This is a genomic window from Synechococcus sp. PCC 6312, from assembly GCF_000316685.1.
Classification (GTDB): domain Bacteria; phylum Cyanobacteriota; class Cyanobacteriia; order Thermosynechococcales; family Thermosynechococcaceae; genus Pseudocalidococcus.
Genome location: NC_019680.1, coordinates 74,819 through 97,411, shown reverse-complemented (window position 1 = coordinate 97,411; position 22,593 = coordinate 74,819). Strand labels below are relative to the sequence as shown.

The following is a 22,593-nucleotide window of genomic DNA, read 5'->3' as shown; positions in this document are numbered from 1 at the left end:
TGATCTTAGTGACTTATCCTAACGCCATCTTGGCCTGGGAGGCTGGGCTGAGTTGGACTATTGACCGACACAATAATTGCCTTGGGTAACATAGCCCACTGGACAGACTCCCGATTTAATCACAGCGGGTTTAGCCCTTTGATTCCCGACACAATAGTTCCCTTGGGTGGCATAGTTAATTGGACAAACCCCCAATTTAGGAATCGCGATTGTGGCTTGGCGGCCGGGGACGCAATAATTACCTTGGGTGGTATAGCCGATGGGACAAATGCCATCTTTGAGGATCGGGAGAGCTTGGGCCTGCACCGGATGAACACCCACCCCCAGGCCAAGGATAACCATCATCACGGTGGGTAACATGGGACTATTCTGCTTCAATTTTTTGAGAGTAATACTTAGGATGTGTTTTCTATTGTGGGCAGTGAGATCAGGGATTGGCTATGGGAACTGGCGGAATGTCCGAGTACCAACACCTGGGCCAAGGAAAATTCAGCACGGTTAAAGCATGGGCAAGCGGTTTTTACCCCACAGCAAACGGCCGGGCGGGGACAATGGGGGCGGGCCTGGTTAGCTCCGGCGGGGGTCTTGACGGTCAGTTTTGTTTTGGATTTGCCGGGGGCCATTTGTCCGGGGTTTACGCTGGGGGTCGGTTTGGCGGTTCTCTACGCAGTTGAGGCGTTATGTGCCTTTGGGCCTGGGGGAGTCGGGATTAAGTGGCCCAATGATCTCTATGCCGATGATCGCAAACTGGGGGGGATTCTCTGCGAAACCTTACCCTCAAAACCAGGCACACGGGTAATTGTCGGGATTGGTTTAAATCGGGCGGTAGATTTGGCCCAGGCCCCGCACCTGTCCCAGGCCATTAGTTTGCAGCAGATCAGTGAAACCGTTCCCGATCAGGGTGAACTATTGGAACAAATCAGGGTCTATCTCCTCCAGGCTTGGGGTGTTTTAATTCATCAAGGGTTAACGCCATTAGTGCCAGATTTAAACCGATACCACATTTTGCAGGGAAAACAGATTTCAATCCAAAGAGATCAAGAGATAGTTAAGGGCATCGTCACAGGAATTAACAGCAAGGGACAGTTGGAGTTACGATTGGCCGCTGGGGAAACGATCACGATTGCACAGGGACAGATTACGGAATGGTGCTAGGCCTGGTGGGGTTTGCGAGGACGGGAACGCTTCCAGAAACTTCCCAAAAAATCACTCAGATAATGCCCCATCGCGCCAATTTCTAAGCTAATCAAGCCAATGATCCAGGCCTGATCATCCTGCCGCCACGATTTTTCTAGCCAAGCTAAGCTGTCCTGCCACCGCCAAGTCCACCAACCAGTCTCCTGGCCAACCCAACCCAATCCAAATCCAATCAAACTCAGCCAGCCGATTAAATAAGCGACCCGCAAGACCGTTCCGACAATCGGGCCATGGGATAGCCAAGAGCGATGGGGAATAAGCCGTTGATAGGGCCACCAGAGCCAGCGCAGCCAACCCCAGCGTTGATAAGGCTTTGAGGGAATATCTAAATCGGGACTTAAGAAAAAACCACTGACTAAGACACCGACAATGGCCAATGTTGCTAATTCCCAGCGTTGCCCCCAAACTCCAGCCCCCAGGCCAGCTAAAGGCGATAAGACCACTGTGACCCGATCATGAACCCGTCCTGAAGGCATAACTTGAGACTACCCAGACATCCTTGCTTCAGACATTAGGGGACAACCAAGATGAATTATGCGATTTAGATGGAAGTTGAGGCATAGGGCGGGGCCTGGCAGGAATTTGACCAACGTGCGACTGTCCAATCTCTCAAGACATCCCCATGCTTGACCAAGTTACCGAGGGCCTATGAGCGATTATCAGGCTGAGTCAATTTCGTGAATTGATTTTATATTTCAGCTTGGGTCAATCTCAACTGTTTGATTTTGCAACATTTTTTAACAGAAAATCAATCAATAAATACAACACCGACTTGCCAGGATAAAAAATGAGTATCCAATCTGTTTATTTAATCGGTGTAAGCGTCCTGAGCTTAAATCTTTGGGAAAATCATCAAAATACAATGATTGATCGTGTTTGATTTGTTTGAATATTTTATATTTCAATCATATTTTATTGGAAATGTATATTTTCCTGGAAATTTAAAAACGTATCTTTTAGACTCTATAAGATAACTAATTGTTTTGGGTAACAATCTCAAGCATTTTTGTCATCTATTGTGATTCCCCTGCCCGTCTATAGGTCATATAATTTCAAAGGGAAAATAAATGGCAAAGCGATCACTCCAAGCTTCACCCACTGGCATTCAACTCTCAAGAAAGGCCTTTGCCCAAAAAGGTTGGACACAGGAAAATTTGGCGTGGGAAGTCGGACTCAAAACCAGGCAACCAATTTGGCGTTTTTTTACCGGACAGCCTGTTGATCGACATATTTTTCGCGAAGTTTGTGAAATTCTTAATCTTGACTGGCGTGAAATTGCCCTCAACCCTCCAGCCGAATTTCCAGATTTATTCGGCCATGGATCATCCTCCGATCAGGGATTAGATAGGTTGATCAAACAGGTACGCGATTGTCGGCATGAGAAGATTCAAGATCAATGTGGCAATTTACAATTACTTGATATTAGTCGTCCGGTTAGTATTGATGATATTTATGTTGATGTCAATATTTTAGAGTCTATTACTAGTCAACAACGATTAAATATCAGTATGCTCCAAAGCCTGCCACCGCAATCATTTGATCGAGTTGGCCTGGGAGCCGTTGAGCAAAGACAAATCTCTGGCCTGGAAGCTGTCAATACCTATAGCAAACTCAGAGTTTTAGGCAAGCCGGGCAGTGGCAAGACCACATTTTTACAACATTTAGCAATCCAGTGTAACTCCGGTGAATTTTTAGCCCATTATGTGCCAATCTTCATTTCTCTGCTGCATTTTTCGGAAGCCATAACTGGCGATCAAACCCCAAATTTACTCACCTATATTGTCGAGGAATTCCAGGCCAATGGCATGAGTGATGCTGCGATTCCAGAGCTATTACTGAAGGGCGGGCGGGTTTTGCTGTTAATTGATGGACTTGATGAAGTTAAACAGCATCAGAGTGCGGAGACATTAAGGGAAATTCGCCGGTTTACGGATAAGTATCATAAAAATCTGTTTATTATTTCCTCTCGCACCGCAGCAGAGCGGCAAAAATTCCGAGGCTTTACGGATGTTGAAATTGCCCCCTTTACGGAAGCACAAATTACCGCCTTTGCCCAAAAATGGTTTGTTGTCTTTAGTGAAACCACTTCCGCCGCAGGCCAGGCTGAAGCTCAAGAATTTATCCGCAAATTAGACTTGCCCCATAATTGGAAGTTTCGCCAACTGATTGTCACACCCTTGTTTCTCCATCTGGCTTGTTGGATCTATCGAAGTAAAGGTGGATTTCCGACCCGTAAAACAGATTTTTATAAAGAAGGATTAGATTTACTCCTCGATAAATGGAACGAAGCCAAAGGGATTGATCAGGATGCAATTTATCAGAGTTTAGCCTTACCTCAAAAAGTGAAGATGTTAAGTCGAATTGCTGCCACAACATTTAGTCAGGGACAATACTTCTTTGAGCAGCGGAAGCTAGAACAATATATTGAAGATTTTATTCGGACATTGCCCCAGTTTTCGGATGATAGTGAAGAGTTGCGCCAAGAAAGTGAAGGAGTTCTCAAGTCTATTGAGTCTCAACACGGCATCTTAGTAGAACGGGCCCGGGACATTTTCTCGTTTTCTTACTTGGCATTGCAGGAATACTTAACGGCTCGCAATATTGTGGCCAGTTACAATATCAATGCCCTGGAAAAAGCGTTGAATGGCCTGGTCAGTCATCTCACTGATCCCCACTGGCATGAAATTTTTCTCTTAACCACAATGATGTTACGCAGTGCGGATTCTTTGATGCAGTCCATGAAGCAACAAATTGATAATTTGGTATCGGGAGATCCCTATTTACAGGAATTCTTGGCCTGGGCAAATTCTAAAACACAATCTACTCCTCCTGAACAAAAAGAAGCAACCCGCCGTGCTTTTTACTTGGCCGTGGCTCATGTCCCCCACCTCGCGCCTAACTTTGCCGTAGCCTGTACTTTAGATCAGGGCTTATTACTCGATGTAGCATTAGATAATTTATTGCACGAATGCGCCATTCAAGAAAGTCCTGATTTTAGATTTTCGATAGCTTGCAGTAATGTAATTAGTAATATTTTAGGCGTTGTGATTGATGCGAGCTTAAAAAAATCATTAGATCAGCTATCTAGCGAACTTTCTGAGCATAATAATAATCAAAAACAATATGAAAAATGGTGGCAAATCCATCACCAGGCCTGGGTTGAACAGCTTAAAAATGCCTTAAGGACACATCGTAACATTCTGCATGAGTGGGATTTTACGCCAGAACAAAAAGAAACTCTCAATAAGTACTATGACGCAAATAAATTATTGGTTGATTGCCTCAATAGTAATTGTGAAGTTACTGCCGCGGTGCGTCAGGAAATCGAATCTACTTTACTCTTAGACCAGGCCGAGTTAGAAGATCGGGAGTGGGAGTAGTTGCAATATTAGATTTTTCGCCGCATGAATAAGTTGTAAATCACACCAATTAAGACTAAAACTAATAAGATGTGAATCAGACCACCACCAATGTTAATGGTAAAGCCCAATAGCCAAAGGATGAACAGTACAACCACAATTGTCCAAACTAAATCAAACATATTCTTCCTGCCTTGTTTTTAACATTGAATCAAACTTATTTAACGGCTTTCTTAACCGAGTCTTTCACATTTTCAACCATGTTCCTGGCCTGGCTTTCCACTTGTTTGGCCCGACCAGCAATTTGATCACTGGGATTTCCGGTAATATTGCCCCGAGCTTCTTGGAGATGACCTTCAATGTTTTTACCAAAGGCTTGCGTCCTACCGGAGGATTTAATCTGATCTTTGACATTTTCAACAATATTACGGGCCTGGCTTTCCGCTTGTTTAGCTTTGCCCATGAGTTGATCCTGAGGATTGCCACTCAAATTTCCGGCTGCTTCTTGAATTTTCCCTTCCAGGTTTTTAGCGGTAGCCTTAGACCGATTTATATTTGCCAGTAACGGTTGATTATTCAGGCTTGAATCTGACATGACGGCCCAGGCCCAGGTGTTCGTTTTACCAAAATCAAATCCAAGCGTCAACATAAACATAGCCGTTAAAAGTATCGTAATTAAAAATCGGCGAAACTGTTGAGGTGAAATCATGATTTTGTTCCTTTTTTCAATGGGTGAGTTAGTTATTAATTGATCGTTTATTTCAGGTTGAGAATTCTAGTTGTAAGCTTGCTTAACCTTCTTTTCCATCCCTTCTAGGGCATTCTGATCCTGGCGATTGGCTTCTTTGGATTTGCCCTGAGGTTGATAATCAGGATTAGAGATGCTTGTATTAATCGCCGCGCGGGTTTTAGTTTCCATTTGGTTGACTTCATCTGCGGCGTTCTGTTCAGCTTTATTGGTTAGCCGATTAATTCCATTTTTAATGTTAGCCCCGACCTGATCCATTATGGAGTTAGAGGAATTTGTTGCCACTACCCAAACAATCGGCTCAGGATTAGATTGTCTAGTCAGGGAAGCCGCAAAACTCGGTTGACAGCCAGAAATCAGCACGATTGTCCCCAAGACAATGACTAGAGTGGCAGTTAGAAATGCATTGCGATAACGCTGAGTTAAAAACATGGCTAAATCCTCAAAATTAATGATCAGTATCAAACGTATCGAAAGTCAAAAATCAATTAACTGAATTCCATTTCTGGCTTTGAACTAATTAATTCTTTATTGTTAAGATATTTCAAATTTTGGAGTTAAGTTATTAATTTAAATTTTTCAATGCAAATTTTTCATAAAAAGTCATTCCATGAAGTAATTAATGCTCACAACAACTAAATCATGGAATGACATTGAAGGCTTTCCGAGTCAATCAAAACTAGTCAACAATTTTCTTGACTTCATCCTTAACATCTTCTACGGTATTTTGGACTTGAGCTTCTGCCTGCTTAGCCTTACCTTCTATCTGTTGCTTCTGATTACCCGTAACATCTCCAACAGTTTCTTGAATTTTACCCTCAACATTTTTCGCGGCGGCTTTGACTCTATCTTGAAGTCCCATGATTCGCTCCTAAATTACTTGTTGAAGAACAAAGTACCTCGCTAAAATCTCAGCTTGACACTTCCGTATCTGACCTCAATCTAATTTGATGCTGGTGTATTTGAGGGATGATTAGATTTAGTTCAATTTCAATGGTTGAATATGATACAAAACGTTATAAATTTGCAGGCTAAAGCTTAATCCATAAGACTTCTATAAACAGCTGAAAAAATAGTGTGGCTAGTGTATCTGAGCTAACCTGGATTGGGTGACTACTTGAGCCTTTCTAGTTTGAGAAATAAGAAAAGCATTGTAGTCAGTATTTCCAAGGTAGATTGCTCACAACCTGGCCACTGTGGATTGTTAGTAAATTAACTATGCCACTTGACGTTCTTTGGCCTGAATTTGCCCTAGGAGTTCATGGAGCGTTGTCCCTTCAATCACTTCTTTTTCCAGCAGCTTTTTGGAGATTGTTTCCAGCAAGTCCCGATTGGCTTTGAGGATGTCCAAGGCGGTGTGATGGGCCGTCTCGATAATTTCTTTCACTTCCCGATCAATGGCCTGGGCGGTTTCTTCACTCACCGAGCGTTGGACTGCACCTTCCCCTAAAAACATCGCCCGTTGTTCTTCAAAGGCAAGCGGCCCAAGAACTTTGCTCATCCCATAACTGCGGACCATCCGCTCGGCTAAATCCGTTGCCCGTTGGAGATCGTTGGATGCCCCGGTGGTAATACTGCCAAAGATAATCTCCTCAGCGGAACGGCCCCCTAAGAGCGTGGCAATTTGACCCCGGAGTTCAGCTTCATCCAATAAAAACCGATCCTCTGTGGGGAGTTGTAGGGTATAACCCAAGGCCGCCATGCCACGGGGAATAATCGAAATTTTCTCGACTTTGCTACTTCCTGGCATCGCATAGCCAACAATGGCATGACCGACTTCATGGTAGGCAACAATTTCTTTTTCCCGATCACTTAAGACCCGGCTTTTTTTCTCCAGGCCAGCCACGAGTCGTTCAATCGCTTCAGCAAAATCTTCCTGGGCCACGGCTTGACGTTGATTCCGGGCGGCTAAAAGGGCGGCTTCATTGACCAAGTTGGCTAAATCCGCTCCGGCAAATCCAGGGGTACGGGTAGCAATGGTATGGAGATCTACATCATCACCGAGCTTCACGGCCTGGGCATGGATTTTCAAAATGGCTTCCCGACCGGATAAATCAGGACGATCCACTAACACTTGGCGGTCAAACCGGCCTGGGCGCAAGAGGGCGGCATCTAAACTTTCCGGACGGTTGGTGGCGGCTAAAACAATCACCGTGGCGGTATTAGAAAAGCCATCCATTTCCGTTAAAAGTTGGTTGAGGGTTTGTTCCCGTTCATCATTACCGCCATAAAACCCATTACTGCTGCGGGATTTACCAATGGCATCCAGTTCATCAATAAAGACAATACAGGGGGCTTGTTTTTTCGCTTGTTCAAATAAGTCACGCACCCGCGCCGAACCTACACCCACGAATAATTCCACAAACTCAGATCCAGAGATCGAGAAAAAGGGAACTCCAGCTTCACCCGCGACAGCTTTCGAGAGCAGGGTTTTTCCGGTTCCAGGCGGCCCAACGAGAAGAACACCCTTGGGAATTTTGGCACCAATGGCTTTATAGCGTTCGGGACTTTTAAGGAAATCAACCACTTCCACCAGTTCCGCTTTGGCTTCTTCCACGCCGGCCACATCATCAAAGGTAATCCGGGGGGCATCCCCTTCTACATAGACCTTGGCTTTACTTTTCCCAATCGAGAGCGCGCCTTGGGGCCCACCTCCACCCGCCCCGCGACTGGCGAAAAACTGAAACACGGCGACAAAAATTAAGGGCGGAATGACCCAACCCAATAAACTGGTAAACCAACCATTCCGAGGCGGTGGGGCAGCGGCAAATTCAATCCCTTTTGACTCTAAAAGTTTCGGGAGTTCGAGATCAAAAATGGGCGTTGTGGAATAGACTGTGGCGGGCGTGTCTCCTTCGGCTTTGACTTGATAGCGAATTTCGTTTTGCCCCACATAGGCACTGGTGACATCCCCTTCTTGGACTTGATGGATAAACAGACTGTAGGGAACACGGGGAATTCCAGAACCAAAAATTTGCGGAAAGAAGATGTTGATCAGTAAAAGTCCCCCCCCAATCAGGAGAAGGATATTACCAATCAGGCGGGAGCGGGAGGGTTGCGGAGAGTTTTTAATCGCCATAAAGTCACTGCCTACTTGCAAAACAACGCATTGGGCTGGAATTTTGAAGGGTATCTGATTGAGGATGACGCGCCGAAAAAGGCTTGATCCCCAATATTTGCATGGTAAGGCCTGGGGGGATTTTTACAAGGACGGTTATTTCGACTCTGGTTTGAGTTGATCGCTGACCCGTCGTAAGACTCCGTTGATGAACCGATGCCCCCCTTCTTCGCTGTAGCGTTTGGATAGCTCTACGGCTTCGTTGATGGCGACTTGGACGGGCAGGCGGTGATAGGTGATTTCAGCCACGGCAATTTCCAAAATGTAGCGGTCTAGTTGAGCAATCCGGTCTAACTGCCAATCGACAAGCGCGGCGGTAATCCGCTCCTCAATCTCCCCATGGTTTTTGTAGAGGGTGGTTAAGATTTCTACAGCCTGGGCCTGGACTTCTGGTTGATGGGCAAGATAGAGAATTTCCGGGAGTTCGAGGGCAATGCCTAAACGATTGATTGCTTTTTCAGTCAGGCCGATGGCATTTTGGACTGTGGCCTGGGCCTGGGAGAGGGTGGCGGCCTGGAGTTCCCCAGTCAAAAGCGTGGCATGACTTTCTTGAACTGCAGATCCGGCCACTTCTAGAGCTTCTTGGGCTTCACTGGCCAGGGTACGGATACCCGTTAAGACTAGGGTTTTATAGTCCTGATTGCTGGGGGGTTGTTTTTGGCGCAAAACTTGGCCAACACTGAGGAGTGCTAATTCGCGGGCAACTCGACGCGGGGATGTCACGGATTCACACTCCTGAAAAATAAAAGATTAAGGGGTTAAGAGGGTAGGTTGGTGAGGGCAACCTCAGGCCTGGGGTTAATCGCTGTCCAGTTAGGGGTAACAATGCCGCCGGAAATAATCAGCTTAAAGGCATCTTCAATAGAAATATCCAGGCCAATGAGTTCCTGTTCGGGGGCAATGGCATACCAGCCGGTGGTTGGATTTGGGGATGTGGGAATAAAGATGCTCACCATTGGGCTGGGAAACGTATCCGCTAGAGCACCGGCAATGGAGCCTGTCACAAAGCCCACGGCCCACAGGCCAGGCCTGGGATATTCCACCAATACAACCCGGCGAAAGCGATTGCGCGAATCTCGAAGTAAGGTTTCTAATAACTGCTGTAAGACGCGATAAACTGTTCCGGCCAAGGGAATCTTGGTCAAAATCCCTTCTCCCGCTTCTAAAAGCCAGCGGCCGACAATATTGCGGGCCATGAGACCAATCAGCAAAATTCCGAACAATGGCACGGCCAGGCCAACGAACAGATTCACACTCTCCAGAATGATTGGATTCCAGGCCGTGAAGGGGTTTAACTGTTTCGGAATTCGGGTTAGCCAGCCAATCACCGAGCGGGCAATGGTAAAGGTCAACCAAATTGTCGTCGCCAGCGGAATCACAACCAAAAATCCAGCAATTAGGTCACTTTTAATCGCCTGCTTAATTCGATGCCACACAGCGAGTTCCATTCCTCTTGAGGTAAATAGTCGGTCTGTTCTGAATCTGTTCAGCTTCTATCTAGCTTAGAGCAGCCTTACTCTCCCTGCACAACTCTATTCAAGGCGGGTCTCATCGTCTTAGGGGGCCACTGAACCCAGGCAGTTGATGAAAGTGAGCATCAAAATCGCTAAACCAGTTAACCTTCCGGTCTACGGCGATAGTCAATTATTGAGGATAGAGAGGACGTAAAGTTCCAGGCCATAGACTAACCCGCAGCAAACTCACACCCCAGAATGCACACCGTTTAGTTAGTATCTGCTGAAATTAATCTATTATCTAAGCCAATGTTTAGACATCATATTAGGCAGAGATGACTGGTCAGTAAATTATAGGTTTTTAACAGTATGACCGATGAAAAGAGCATGAATAGGGCTATTTCCGGCGGAATTATTTGGCTGACTGGATTGAGTGGTTCAGGAAAATCAACGATTGCCACTCATCTATGCAAAACCTTAATCCAGGCCAATTTGAAGGTGGAAATCCTAGATGGAGACCAGATTAGAAGTTGGTTATCCCCTGGCCTGGGTTTTAGCAAAGCCGACCGAGACTTAAATGTGCAGCGAGTGGGGATGGTGGCGAATCTACTCAGTCGCAATGGGGTATTGGTAATTGTGGCCATGATTAGTCCCTATCGGGAAATTCGCAATCAGCTTAAAGCAACCACCCATAATTTTATCGAGATCTTTATTAATGCGCCTTTAGAAGTGTGTGAAGTCAGAGACATTAAGGGTTTATACGCCCAAGCCAGAGCCGGAAACATTCAGGGATTTACAGGCGTGAGCGATCCCTATGAAATTCCCTTGGAACCAGATTTAATCTGTCATACGGCGGATGAAACCATTGCGGAATCTGTCTCTAAAATCCTGCAAATGCTTTCTAAAATGAATCTAATTCCTAGTTTGCAAGCCTGATCAGCTTCATAAACTTTGTTGGTGATAATCGGGGATTAAATGTATCCTAGGTGAAGATTATTTTTTCGGAATTTAGCTAGGTTGATATGTCCACTGCGCCGCAAACAACACCTCCAGAAACTCCGTTAGAATTAACGGCATCACGGCAGTTTGTGGATTGGTTATCCTCTGAAACAATGAGTCTGGTGTTTAGCACCTATCAAGCTAATAAACTCTTTTTCATTGGTCAGAGTCAGGAACAACGACTCTCTATTTTTGAACGAACCTTTCAGCGGTGCATGGGGCTTTGGGCTACTCCCGATACTATCTATTTGAGTACGCTCTATCAGATTTGGCGATTAGAAAACTCCCTAGCTCCGAGAGAAACCTATAAAGACTATGATCGCCTCTATATCCCCCAACTGGCCTTTACAACTGGCGATTTAGATATCCATGATGTGGTCGTGGATCGAGAGGGGCAAATTATCTTTGTGAGTACCCTCTTTAGTTGTCTGGCAACAATCAGTTCAACCCATAGCTTTAAACCCCTGTGGAAACCGGACTTTATTTCTAAATTAGCGGCAGAAGATCGCTGTCACCTCAATGGCCTAGCGATGAAAGAGGGGCAGCCCGCCTATGTCACCGCTGTGAGTCAAAGTGATGTGCATGATGGCTGGCGGCAATTTCGTCAAGGTGGGGGCCTGGTGATTGATGTTCAGACTCAGGATATTGTTGCGCAAGGACTCTCAATGCCCCATTCGCCCCGGTGGTATCAAGGTCGACTCTGGTTGTTAAATTCGGGTCGGGGTGAATTTGGCTATTTGGATGGATCAACGTTTCAAGCCATTTGTTTTTGTCCTGGCTATTTACGGGGCCTGGCTTTTTATCAAGACTACGCCATTGTTGGCCTGTCTAAGCCCCGCGAAAAATCCTTTAGCGGTTTAGAGTTAGATCAACGATTAACAGATCTCAATACCGAGCCTCGCAGTGGTCTTTGTGTGGTGGACTTAAAACGGGGTGATATTATTCATTGGCTTTATCTGGATGGGGTGATTACAGAGCTTTATGATGTGGCGGTTTTACCGGGTGTCAAGCGACCCATGGCCCTGGGGTTTGCTACCGATGAAATTCGTAGGATATTAACCATTGAACCCACACTATGAACCAGGCCTGGCAAATCCCCTCGTCATCCAGTCCTAAAGCAACTCAACTCGCTTAGTTTTCATAACTCTTCTAAGCTCAACATGGCCTACGATAATCTCTGCAAATCTCTTGTGGAAAGTAATCCCAGTCCCTTCGTTACGTGGCTCTTAGGTCAATCGGTTCAGGATAGTGAAATCAATATTCTCAAAACCGAGCTTTCTGTAGAACCCATCCGGGCCGATTTTGTCAGCTTTTTAGTAGTGGGTGATCAAATCCTGCATCTGGAATTTCAAACCCAGGCCGACCCAGAAATGCCCTTGAGAATGCTCGATTACTACACCAGGCTTTATCGCCAATACCGCCGACCAGTTAGGCAAATTGTTTTATTTCTGATCGCAACCACCTCAACTGCTGTCCAAGTGGATTTTTTTGAAACAACCAGCACTCTGCATCGCTATCAAGTTATTCGGTTGTGGGATGTAGAAGCATCAGAACTCTTGGTGTTTCCAACTCTGTGGCCCCTGGCAATTCTGGCCAAAACGGCAAATCCTGAAAGCCTCTTAACTGAGGTCGCCCAGCGATTAGAGACCTTAGAAAATCGCGAGGAACGGCTAAGTTTAACGACCTATACCTATCTATTGGGTGGGTTAAAGTTTAGGAAAGAGATGTTACAGCAACTACTGCGAGAGGAAATCATGCGCGAATCTGTCACCTATCGGGAGTTAGTTGAAACCAGCGAACAGCGGGGTCTTCAGCAAGGGATTCAGCAAGGACTTCAACAAGGGATGCAACGAGGACGACAAGAAGGAGAGATTGAGTTAACGCTTCGGCAACTGACTCGCAAATTTGGCCCCCTGTCGGATGGTCTCAATCAGCAAATTCGCAGCTTATCCATTCCTCAACTCGAGAGCCTGGCCGAAGCTCTGTTAGAGTTTCAAACGCCCACTGATCTCGATAACTGGTTCACCCAGGCCCCCCAATAAGCACGGCCACAACATCCTCTGTAAATCTCTTCTCGCTCCTAATTTTTTACGTTCCCTAGGAATACCCCATGAATCCTTATGCCTCCTATGCCACAACTGCAGTTGATCTTGCCGGAACCAATCACATCCTCTGGGAGAACAATGGGCAACTGATTCATGCCACCTATGACCAAAATTCCGGGACTTGGGATCAGGCCCGGCCAGTAAGTGATGCCCGCGGTGGTGAAAATCTTAAACTTTTAGCTGGCAATATTTACCCCTATGTTGAGGGCGGTGCGACAAACTTTGCCCCAGGCCTGATTGCATTTTGGGAAGAAGGGGTAGCAAATTCCAAAGAAATTTATGCCGTGGTGGGGCGTTATGGGGCCGATGGCCAGATTGAATGGTCGCGGGCTGTGCAACTTACGAATGATGGGGTTGCGGATCAAAACCTCGATGCAGCACTCCTCCAAAATGGCCTGATGGATGTGGTCTATCAAAAGTCGTTAGTGATGGATCCACGGAATCCTGCCTATAGCCTTAACCCCGCCCAGATGGCGATAGATGCTGCCAACCCCAATCGAGATGACACGGATTTGTATCACACCTATCTATCTGTGGATCTCGACAATAACGGTAATCCATACCTAAATATTTTTGACGGTCAGGTATTCGATCTCACCTTTGCGGCCAATGAACCGACAACGGCCTTTTATACTCCCTTGGGGCCTGGAGTGCAGGGAATCAGTGCCAATGATGCCAACTCTAGCCCTGATCCGGAACTGGCAACACCGCAACCGTCTAATAATCCAGGCCTGCCGCAAAACTCATTCATGGCCGGTGTGACGCGGGGTTTCAATGTTGTCTTTGGCTCGCCAAGCAAAATGGTGGATGGGCGAATTGGCGTTCCCCTGATTAGCTCCACGAGTAATTTTGGCTTGCAACTGTCTGGCAGTGTTGGCTTGGCCGGTAATCGCAAGGCTCTGAAAGCAAAGCTGGGGCTACAACTATCTAACTACAACAAAAAAGATGGCACGAAAGCTCCCGATAGTGGCTTAGGGTTTTCTTCAAGTACGCGTACTGGTGGCAATATTTTTGGTTATATCTATTCGATCAATTTAGGTGCTAGCGGCCAGATTAACTACAACGCCGAAACCGGGAATCTCGTGGGGACACAGCGGGCCTGGGAAGTTGATATTGGTTTTTACAAGCAATATAAAGCCAACTTTGGTTCCAAAGAATTTAGTCTGGGGCAGTTTCGGGCAGGCATCTATTTTGATGTGGGCATTGGAGCCGGCTTTACCTTTACAGATCCCCTCCCCGGCACAACTCCGCCCTTTTTGTTAGTTGTTCCTGAAGATGCCAATCTTTACGCGGGAGCGGCGGGGACGATTCTGGCTGAAATTGGCTTTTTAATGTCCTCCGTTCCCGATGCCAATTTAGGGGTTGGGGGGGGAATTCTCCAGGGAGTTGGTGATCTGGCTGCAGTTCCAATTTTGATCTCGGCTGTTGATGTGACGATGCCCCCCTTTGTCCCCTGGCCAGGCCTGGATGAGTACCAAAATTTTGCCTATGGTATTGAAGTTCCGCTGGGGTTAAAAGTACAAGGAACACTGGGGATTTTTCAAAACACCCTGGTTGCTTCGGCAACTGCCACGGCCGGGATTACCTTTGAACTGGCCACCCCAAATAACAACAACCCAAATTTTGCCTTTTCCATCCCCTGGCAAATTGGCTTCCAGGCCGGGCTACAAGCTGGAATCTTTACCTGGAGTTGGAGTTGGAGCAAAGGTGGCACGATTTACAACAGTGATCCAAGTTCTTCCGCGGCGTTAACTCTTCCGTCCACCGAGTTTGCCCCGGACAACAATGGCTTAGTGACAGTTGGATATAACCCCTATACGGGCAATGCGAATCATTACCAAAGCCTCGCCTCAAAATCGGTGATTCAACAACTAGTTGGCCCCAATAGTAATGGCGGCATTCAAACAACCTCAACCGATCAAATTGGCTATGCCACCCTCAGTAACGGGGGAGCGAATTATTTCAATGGTCAAAGTGGTAGTTTTCAGATCGCGATTCCGGGTAGTAGTACTAATGATCCTGCCTTGGCAACGGCTTTTGTCACCCTGGGCCGGATTACTAATCTGACAATTACGGATCAAGGCAGTGGCTACCAGGATCAACCCCTAGCTGTTCAATTTAATAGCAGTGGGGGCACAGGGGCGGGGGCAACCGTCACAGTAGATAGCACCGGCCGGATTACACAAGTCCAAGTCACTAATGGCGGTTCTGGCTATTTAGGGGGCAAATCAGGCAATTTTGTTGTCACCCCCTCTGGCTCCAATACCAATCCAGCCTTGCTCTCGGTAGCGGTCACGAATGGGGCTGTGACTCAGGTACAAATTCTCAACCCCGGCCTGGGCTACAGCCAAAGCTCAGTGATGATTGATTTCAGTCAAAATGGCGGTGGTGGCACAGGGGGAACGGCATTAGCCCAACCGATTAATACCCAACTGGTGAATGTGGTCAACGATGGCCCGCCCCAAATTAGCTCGATTACCTATAACGTCAACAATACAACTCAAACAGCGACCACTCTGGCCTGGGTTGCCGATGGGGTGGATAATGTTACGCCCTTAACCAATTCAACCCAAAACAATAGTCTAATTACCCGCATTCAAACCGCTAGCTTATCTGGAACCGATTGGAGCGCGCCGGAGTCCATCCCAGGAGTTGGCAGTACAGGCTTTAATTTTGATCCGGCCATTGGCTATTACTTAGATGACTCTGGCAATCCGGGGCGGTTTTTGGTCTGGGCCCATGCGGACACCACTCTCCTTAATCCCTCCAGCCCGTCCTACGATATTGTCGGTAGCCTCATAGAAACCGATATTTACTACTCCATTGCTGCCAGTGGAGAGGCCTGGAGTACGCCCCAACTTTTAACCCAAAATCTTGGCAGCGATACCAAAGTCACCATCGGGGAGGGGCCAACACCGGGAGAATTGATCGTTAGCTGGGTGAATACGCCATTGCCCAATCCGCAAACTGGGGAAACGAGCCAAACAGTTTATGCAGCCGTGTTCAATGGACAAACCCAGGCCTGGACAACTCCTCCCACCGCCATTCCCAACGTCGGCAACTCCACCGGAAAAGCCATTGCCAGCTTAACGATTGGTGAGTTTCAAGGTAATCCCGCCGTGTTTTGGAGCGATACGACTACGCCGGGGTATGCCTATACAGTTCTCCAAAATAATCCTGACTTCTATTTTCGTCTCTCGGAACCCGTTGACTCCTTGGTGGCCTTTAACTGGGCTTCGGGAGGAACTTCCGGCAATGGAACCTATGTCGGCACGATTAACTATGGCCAATCGGGAGCCTTATTAGCCCCTAATGGCCAGGGAGATCCGAATCCCAGTGTCGGGTTTAACGGTCAGGGTTATGTTCTCGCCCCAGGCCAGGTCAGCAAGTCCACCCTGGGTGATTTTAGTGTCGAGTTTTGGGTCAACGCCGATAACCTAAGTCCCGGCCAAAGTCTTGTCGATCAGGGGGTTTACAATCCCACCGCCGTCCTGCCCACCGCCGCCTTACCCCTGACGATTATCAAAGCACCCACCCAACGCAACGGGGCCTGGGGCTACCTCTATGGGGTGGTCATTGCCGCGAATCCCTCGGTCAACATTACCAATGGCGGTTCTGGTCTTTCTCCCTTTAACCTCGATTTAGCCAACCTGCTGCCCGGAACCAGCCTCACCCTCAGCGATGGGACTCCAGTCACCCTCAATGGCCTGCCCCTCCTCAACCTCAATGTCAACAATGGGGAACTCACCGGCATTACCGGCCAGGCCGTGACACAAATCATTGGCTCGACCTTTGTGGCCAATCCCCAGGCCGAGGGACAACAAACCACCACCTTTAGCCAAACCGAAACTCTGACCTTTAACCAAACGCCAGGCTGGTATGTCCGCACAGGCGAGAACAACACAATTGTCTTTAACGCGGGCGGTGGCGAGGCGGTATCCAGTGCCTTAAATGCAAATACTTGGTACTACGTTGCGGCTACCTATAACTCCAGCACCCAGACGGCTTCTTTGTACATCAATGGTGAACTTGCAGCCCAACAAACTGGGAGTCGTTTTAGTGCCAGTGGCCTACCGCTAATTCTCGGCTATAACTTTACGGGCAAACTGGACGAGGTGGCCTACTACAACAGCCTGATTACCACCAATACCAACAGTGCCACTCTCGATAGCAATGGGCAGGTTTCTAGCTTTGACTTCAGCAGCAATGGTCAAATTACGGCCCACTACCAAAACCGCTTTAATGACCCCAATGCCGCCGAAGATGCCACATTTTACAGCGTTTATGATCCCAATTCCGGGGTCTGGAGTGGTGCGACCCAATTTAGTGCCCAAGCCGCTGACCAACCCACCTATCCGCTTCTGGAACGCAACCCAGTGGTGGATATTGTCGCCAATTCGACTCAACTGATACCGGATGGTCAACCCGATAGCCGTGTCCGTGTCCAGATCGGGCCTGGAGTAGTTGCCCCTGGTGTCACCATTACCGGCATTAAAATCACCTCGGTTGACGGGTTGAACTGGACTGTGGGGAACGCCCCCGAGCCTGGCTGGGCGATTGGAGTTGTCGCGAATGGTCAGTTGCTCAATTCCCTGAATCCCAGTGCTGACTTTGCCTATACCGTAATGTCACTCAATCCCACCCTGGATCTCTATTTTCAAGATTCCTATTCTGAAAGTAATCTAGTGCTGGGAAAAACCGTTGACATCACCTTTTACATCGAAACCAGCAGCGGGGAGACTCAACCAACTAGCCCGATTACGGCCACCATTATTCCCAACCCCATTAGCACGATTGGTGGAGTCACAGAGGATGGCCGGGAACAGGTGGCGATTGGGGTGATTCTCGAAAACGAAGTCACAGCCTTAGATCAAGTCAATAGTGGCGTTGTTCTGGATGTACCAGCCAATACCGGAAAAGCCCTTGCCGCCGGGAATTTTCTTAATAATCAAGTTGCTTTGGCCATCAGTAAGCCCAGTGCCAATAGTAGCGAGGGAGTTGTTTGGGTCTTACCCGCAGGCAGTACAGATACCCTCGACACCAATAATCTCCAGCCCCTTTCGGAAACCACACCGCCACCCGGTGGAGCACTGATTAAAGATTCAACCCCCAGCACGAATAGCAATGAAACACAACTGGGAAACGTAATTGCGGCGGGCGATGTTAACGGAGATGGCATTGATGATCTGATCATTGGAGCTGCTGAGGCCAACAACAAAGCGGGGCAGGTCTATGTCATTTCTGGGGCCACAATTACTCCCAACAGCACCATTGATTTGGCCAATTCAGCAGCGGTAATCCTGAGTGGCCAGGCCGGAAGTCAGGCTGGGTTTGCGGTGGCCGCGGGGGATGTGAATGGGGATGGGTTTGCCGATATTATCGTGGGCGCACCCTATGCCAGCTACAACGGTCAACAGGTGGGGGCCGCCTATGTGATTCTGGGGGGACAACCCTTCTTCAATACCCCAACAATCAATCTAAACAGCAATAATCTTCTCTTAACTGGGACATCAGGCAGTTACATCGATCAATACCTTGATAATGTCACCTGGACGAGTCAAGTGGGCTTTTCTGTGGCTGTGTCACGCCCGAAGCCGACCCCTCCATTTTATGATCTCTCTCCCTCTCAATCTGTTAATGGAGATAACTTTGCCGATATTGTCATTGGGGCCCCCAACTATCGCCAAGCGGTACAATTTGCCGGAGACGGATTGAACCAAGGTGCCACCAAAGCCCAAGGCCAGGCCTACTCCCAACTGGTGGCCACGGTGGCTAATACGGGCAGTGGCTATAGCTACACCAAGAACATGAACACAGGCCGGGGTTACATCATCTTTGGGGGCCAAACTCTGCCAACAAATCTAAACGACTCCAGTTTCAATGGCTCTAATGGGGTTGTCCTGGATGGCTCGCCGATGACCGTCAGTGATACGCAACTGGGATGGGCCGTCAGTACAGGGAATGATGTCAATGGGGATGGGTTTGATGATGTCTTAATCGGTGCGCCCTATGGCAACAATGGTACGGGTTTAAGTTTTGTCCTTGCCGGGCAGGCCAGTGGCTCTCTCTTCCAATCTGAGTATGTCCTGACCCAAGCGGCGGATTTAGTTATTGGCGGGAATAGTGCCTTCTCCTTTATGGGTAAAACCCTAAGTTTGGCGGGCGATATCAATGGGGATGGTTTAGCGGACTTAGTTTTAGGCGCACCCAACACCCAATACAGCACTGGCCAGGCCCATGTCATTTTTGGCAAAGATAGGATTTTTAGCAATGGCACCCCCAACTACATCAGCTTGCAACCGGGAGCCACGTCCGGCGTATTTAACCTCAATGGTGGCGGAGTTGGACACTTAGCAGCCGGGTCGATGTGGTCAGGGACAGATGTTAACGGAGACGGGATTGATGATCTGTTACTCAGTGCGCCCTATGGTGGTTCTGCCTATGCCGTTTTGGGTCACCCGTGGTTAGCGGATGATGGCAGCCTGAAGCTGAGCAATCTAGCTGGAGACAATGGCCTGGTTATTGATGGAACGGATTTAAGCAACTCATTTGCAGCCCAGAACCTTAATGGCCTCAGCAACAATAGTCCGTCCATGACAAATGATGGTGATGACACACTCTTTATTGCCGTTCGGGGAACCAATAACGTTGACTATGTGGCGGCTAGTACGAATGGCGGGCAAAGCTGGGGTGGATTTAATGCGTTGCCACCTGGAGAAACAGATGACTATTTCCCTTCAATCGCCTTTTATGATGGTGTACTTTACCTAGCCTATGCCGGTGGAGGATATAACCAAGTTTTTATTGCTTACAGTACAGATCAAGGACAAACTTGGGAGTCCGATAACTATTACGCTCTGGGAAACACGGCTTCAGGTACTGCCCCTACATTGGTGGTGTATCAAGGTCAGTTGATGCTGCTGACAATCAATGAAAATAATGGGGATATTCAATATGTTTATTCCTCTAATCCTGAGGATCCGAACGCTTGGTCTAACACTTATAACGTCACCTACAACAATGGCAGTGCGAATCAAACCAGTTCTTCCGCCGTTGGAGCCGCTGTCTTAGATGACACACTTTATCTGGTCTATCAAGAAGGAACTCTAGGGTCTCCATCAACGGGTGTCTATGGGTTAGGAACTGCCACGCTTGATGTCAACAACCCCACAGACCTAGGTAACTTAATCTGGGACTACAACGGGAACACTAATATTGGTCTGGGAGCAACGCAGGGAGTTGGATTAACCGCCGATAGTAAGCAACTCTATCTCACCTATACAGATGGTCAAGGGGCGTTTTACGTTAATACCTCTCCCAATGGCCTGGATTGGCGTAATGCCATTGTTATTCCTAACCAATTCTCTAACCTGGCTCCAGCCGTTACAACCCTGAATGATCAGCTTTATGTAGGTTATACGGGGACAGATACCTCTATCTATGTCACCAATACGGCTTTTCCAGTCTTAGGTAATGTTTCTGGGAGTCCCGCACGGCTTTTAGGCGACATCAATGGGGATGGCTTTGCTGATGTCTTAGCAGGGGGAGAGAATGCCAGCTTGGTGATTTTTGGCAAGGGAACAGAAGCATTACTGGATGAATCTTTGGGAACCAGTGACTTAACTTTAACCCTGGCTAATGGAGGCTTCCAAGATGTCTTTGGTCTGGGAGATGTGAACGGGGATGGCCTCAAAGATTTAGGTGGCATTGATAACAATAATAATGCCTATCTCCTTTTGGGAAATGCTGACTTAGGTACTAAAACTCAACTCACGGTTAATCCCCTACCCAATACCACACCTACGCCCTTGAATTTTGGTACGCCTGCTGGCGACTTAAATGGGGATGGCTTTGCTGATGTAATTGTTGGTTTTCAGCCCACTACCCCGGATAGCACAAACTATAACCAACTCTACATTGGCTTTGGTAATGTTACAGGAACACTAAATTTCCAGGCCTTGAACTTGCCCCAAAACACTAGTGTGAAATCTGCCGGAGATATTAACGGGGATGGGTTTGAGGATCTGGTTCTCGGTAATCCCGCGTTGAATCAGTCGGCTGGGGGAGTGTATCTGCTTTTGGGTAATCCTAACCTGGCCACTCAAGTCAGCACCAACACCCCTTTGCCCGTAACAACCTATCCAAGCACACCGATTGTTAATACTCCTGCGGCCAATGATCTCAACTGGTCTGGTGAAAGTACAAACAATATCAATGCTAATTTCAACGATCCGATCAGAGGTACTTTGGGCAATACAGGCCTGAGTACGGTGGTTTTTAATGGGGAAGTTGTGACGATTTGGGTGAATCAAAATAATCAATTAGCCTTTTCCACTACTAAGGATCCACAAAATTGGAACTCAGGTAACTTATTCCCCAACAATTTTCAAACCGATGCCGTCCCAGGCCTGGTGGAGTTTAACAATCAGCTTTATGCCTATTGGTATTACAGCGGCAATGGGGCAAACAGTACTGCTATCTACTACTCCCAATATCAAGGCAATGGCCAATGGGGACAACTCGGTTACACCAACTTAACGAATAACGACCTGAATCCATCCAATGGCCTGGGGGGGGGAATTGATTTAGTTGAATATAACAATACCCTTTTTGCGATTTGGCAAGGAGTTGGTAACGATCAAGGCAATTCCCTCTTCTTTTCCCAGTCAACCGATGGCATTAATTGGACAACTCCCCAAGGGATTCCCGATGCCGCAATTTGGCAACAAGAAAGTGTTCCCAGCTTAGTCGTTTTCCAAAATACCCTCTATGCCTATTACGTTGGAGAGGGGGGCCAGGGGGTCTTTTACACCACGTTTGATTCTGCTACCAATGCTTGGACACCCGTACAGTTCATCAGTAATCTTTCCAGTGAAAATAACGCGCTGACGAATTACGGTTTATCCCTGGTCAATATTGATGATAAAGTTCTCTATGCGTCCTGGGTGGGTGGACAAAATGCCAATAACGATCTGTTTCTAGCCTCCTCCACTGATGGGGTGAATTGGACGGTTCCTAATCAAGTTGACAATATCTATGGTTGGGGAATTCCCAGTCTTTATCTGTTTGACAATGAGTTAAATCTTGTCAGTCCGGCTGCAACCAACAACAACACATCGGATACTAGTATCGTCACGACTGCTTCACAACAGATTGTGTATCCAACGGCCTTAGGAAATAATCTTGCGCCAGTGGGGGATGTGAATGGGGATGGGTTTGGTGATGTCGTCATTTATGCCCCATTGTTCCCGAACCAAACTGGGACACCCGGAGCCGCCTATCTTTGGTTTGGGGCTGCCACTGGTTTCTCTTCATCCCAAGTTCTATTGACGGGGGCAAACTTAACCGCAGACATTACCTTTTCTACGGCTGGGGATGTGAATGGGGATGGCTTTGATGACATTCTGATTGGCAACCCCAACTACAGCAACAGTACGAATGGCCAAAATGCGGGGATTAGCTATGTAGTCTTTGGGGCCAGCAACCTGACCAACTTGAGCAGTATTAACCTCGATGAGTTACAACCTGTTAGTACCAGTGGCGGCACAATTACCGATGGCAAGATTGGGGCAATTTCTCTCACGGCGGCTGGCTCCGGCTATCTCAGTAATGG

At 47.6% G+C, this 22,593-nt stretch carries 14 protein-coding genes and 1 pseudogene; 6 read left to right on the top strand and 9 right to left on the bottom strand.

Annotated elements, in window-relative coordinates; all coding sequences use genetic code 11:
- Positions 1-57: 57 nt before the first annotated feature.
- Positions 58-360, bottom strand: a complete 303-nt coding sequence (locus SYN6312_RS00390; protein ID WP_015122880.1) for a hypothetical protein — start codon at positions 358-360, stop codon at positions 58-60.
- A 42-nt stretch (positions 361-402) separates the two neighbouring features.
- Here SYN6312_RS00390 and SYN6312_RS00385 point away from each other — a divergent pair, with 42 nt between their 5' ends.
- Positions 403-1,155, top strand: a complete 753-nt coding sequence (locus SYN6312_RS00385; RefSeq protein ID WP_041430456.1) for a biotin--[acetyl-CoA-carboxylase] ligase — start codon at positions 403-405, stop codon at positions 1,153-1,155.
- On the opposite strand, the gene SYN6312_RS00380 is transcribed toward SYN6312_RS00385, so the two are convergent.
- Entirely contained in the window at positions 1,152-1,673 is a 522-nt protein-coding gene (locus tag SYN6312_RS00380) for a metal-binding protein (protein ID WP_015122878.1), read from the bottom strand. The two genes, SYN6312_RS00385 and SYN6312_RS00380, sit on opposite strands and share 4 nt — an antisense overlap.
- 591 nt (positions 1,674-2,264) lie before the next feature.
- Here SYN6312_RS00380 and SYN6312_RS00375 point away from each other — a divergent pair.
- Positions 2,265-4,577 (top strand): NACHT domain-containing NTPase, encoded by a 2,313-nt coding sequence (locus tag SYN6312_RS00375; RefSeq protein WP_015122876.1) that lies wholly within the window; start codon positions 2,265-2,267, stop codon positions 4,575-4,577.
- An 8-nt stretch (positions 4,578-4,585) separates the two neighbouring features.
- Here the strand turns inward: SYN6312_RS00375 and SYN6312_RS19595 are convergent, their stop codons facing one another.
- The 7 genes from SYN6312_RS19595 to SYN6312_RS00345 all read right to left on the bottom strand — a co-directional run bounded on the left by SYN6312_RS19595 (position 4,586) and on the right by SYN6312_RS00345 (position 9,870).
- The gene (locus SYN6312_RS19595; RefSeq protein WP_015122875.1) at positions 4,586-4,738 is read right to left on the bottom strand and encodes a lmo0937 family membrane protein; all 153 of its coding nucleotides are present in this window, start codon (positions 4,736-4,738) and stop codon (positions 4,586-4,588) included.
- Positions 4,739-4,773: 35 nt separating this feature from the next.
- Positions 4,774-5,265 carry a CsbD family protein gene (locus SYN6312_RS20870; RefSeq protein ID WP_015122874.1) on the bottom strand — a complete coding sequence of 164 codons (492 nt, stop codon included), beginning with the start codon at positions 5,263-5,265 and terminating at the stop codon, positions 4,774-4,776.
- A 66-nt stretch (positions 5,266-5,331) separates the two neighbouring features.
- Positions 5,332-5,736 (bottom strand): hypothetical protein, encoded by a 405-nt coding sequence (locus SYN6312_RS00365; RefSeq protein WP_015122873.1) that lies wholly within the window; start codon positions 5,734-5,736, stop codon positions 5,332-5,334.
- Between the two features lie 247 nt (positions 5,737-5,983).
- Entirely contained in the window at positions 5,984-6,166 is a 183-nt protein-coding gene (locus tag SYN6312_RS00360) for a CsbD family protein (RefSeq protein WP_015122872.1), read from the bottom strand.
- A 354-nt stretch (positions 6,167-6,520) separates the two neighbouring features.
- Entirely contained in the window at positions 6,521-8,383 is a 1,863-nt protein-coding gene (ftsH, locus tag SYN6312_RS00355; protein WP_015122871.1) for an ATP-dependent zinc metalloprotease FtsH, read from the bottom strand.
- Between the two features lie 135 nt (positions 8,384-8,518).
- Complete coding sequence (nusB, locus tag SYN6312_RS00350) at positions 8,519-9,145, bottom strand: transcription antitermination factor NusB (RefSeq protein WP_015122870.1); 627 nt, start codon at positions 9,143-9,145, stop codon at positions 8,519-8,521.
- Positions 9,146-9,180: 35 nt separating this feature from the next.
- On the bottom strand, positions 9,181-9,870 hold the full coding sequence (locus SYN6312_RS00345) for a DUF502 domain-containing protein (RefSeq protein ID WP_015122869.1): 690 nt from the start codon (positions 9,868-9,870) through the stop codon (positions 9,181-9,183).
- A gap of 375 nt (positions 9,871-10,245) precedes the next feature.
- On the opposite strand from SYN6312_RS00345, the gene cysC reads away from it, so the two are divergent.
- From cysC to SYN6312_RS20865, 4 genes and pseudogenes are all read left to right on the top strand, one after another.
- On the top strand, positions 10,246-10,812 hold the full coding sequence (gene cysC / locus SYN6312_RS00340; RefSeq protein ID WP_015122868.1) for an adenylyl-sulfate kinase: 567 nt from the start codon (positions 10,246-10,248) through the stop codon (positions 10,810-10,812).
- A gap of 86 nt (positions 10,813-10,898) precedes the next feature.
- Positions 10,899-11,954, top strand: a complete 1,056-nt coding sequence (locus SYN6312_RS00335; RefSeq protein WP_015122867.1) for a TIGR03032 family protein — start codon at positions 10,899-10,901, stop codon at positions 11,952-11,954.
- An 81-nt stretch (positions 11,955-12,035) separates the two neighbouring features.
- Positions 12,036-12,917 carry an Rpn family recombination-promoting nuclease/putative transposase gene (locus tag SYN6312_RS00330; protein WP_015122866.1) on the top strand — a complete coding sequence of 294 codons (882 nt, stop codon included), beginning with the start codon at positions 12,036-12,038 and terminating at the stop codon, positions 12,915-12,917.
- Positions 12,918-12,985: 68 nt separating this feature from the next.
- Positions 12,986-22,438 (top strand): annotated as a pseudogene (locus SYN6312_RS20865) (FG-GAP-like repeat-containing protein); the annotation flags it as partial.
- Positions 22,439-22,593 lie beyond the last annotated feature (155 nt).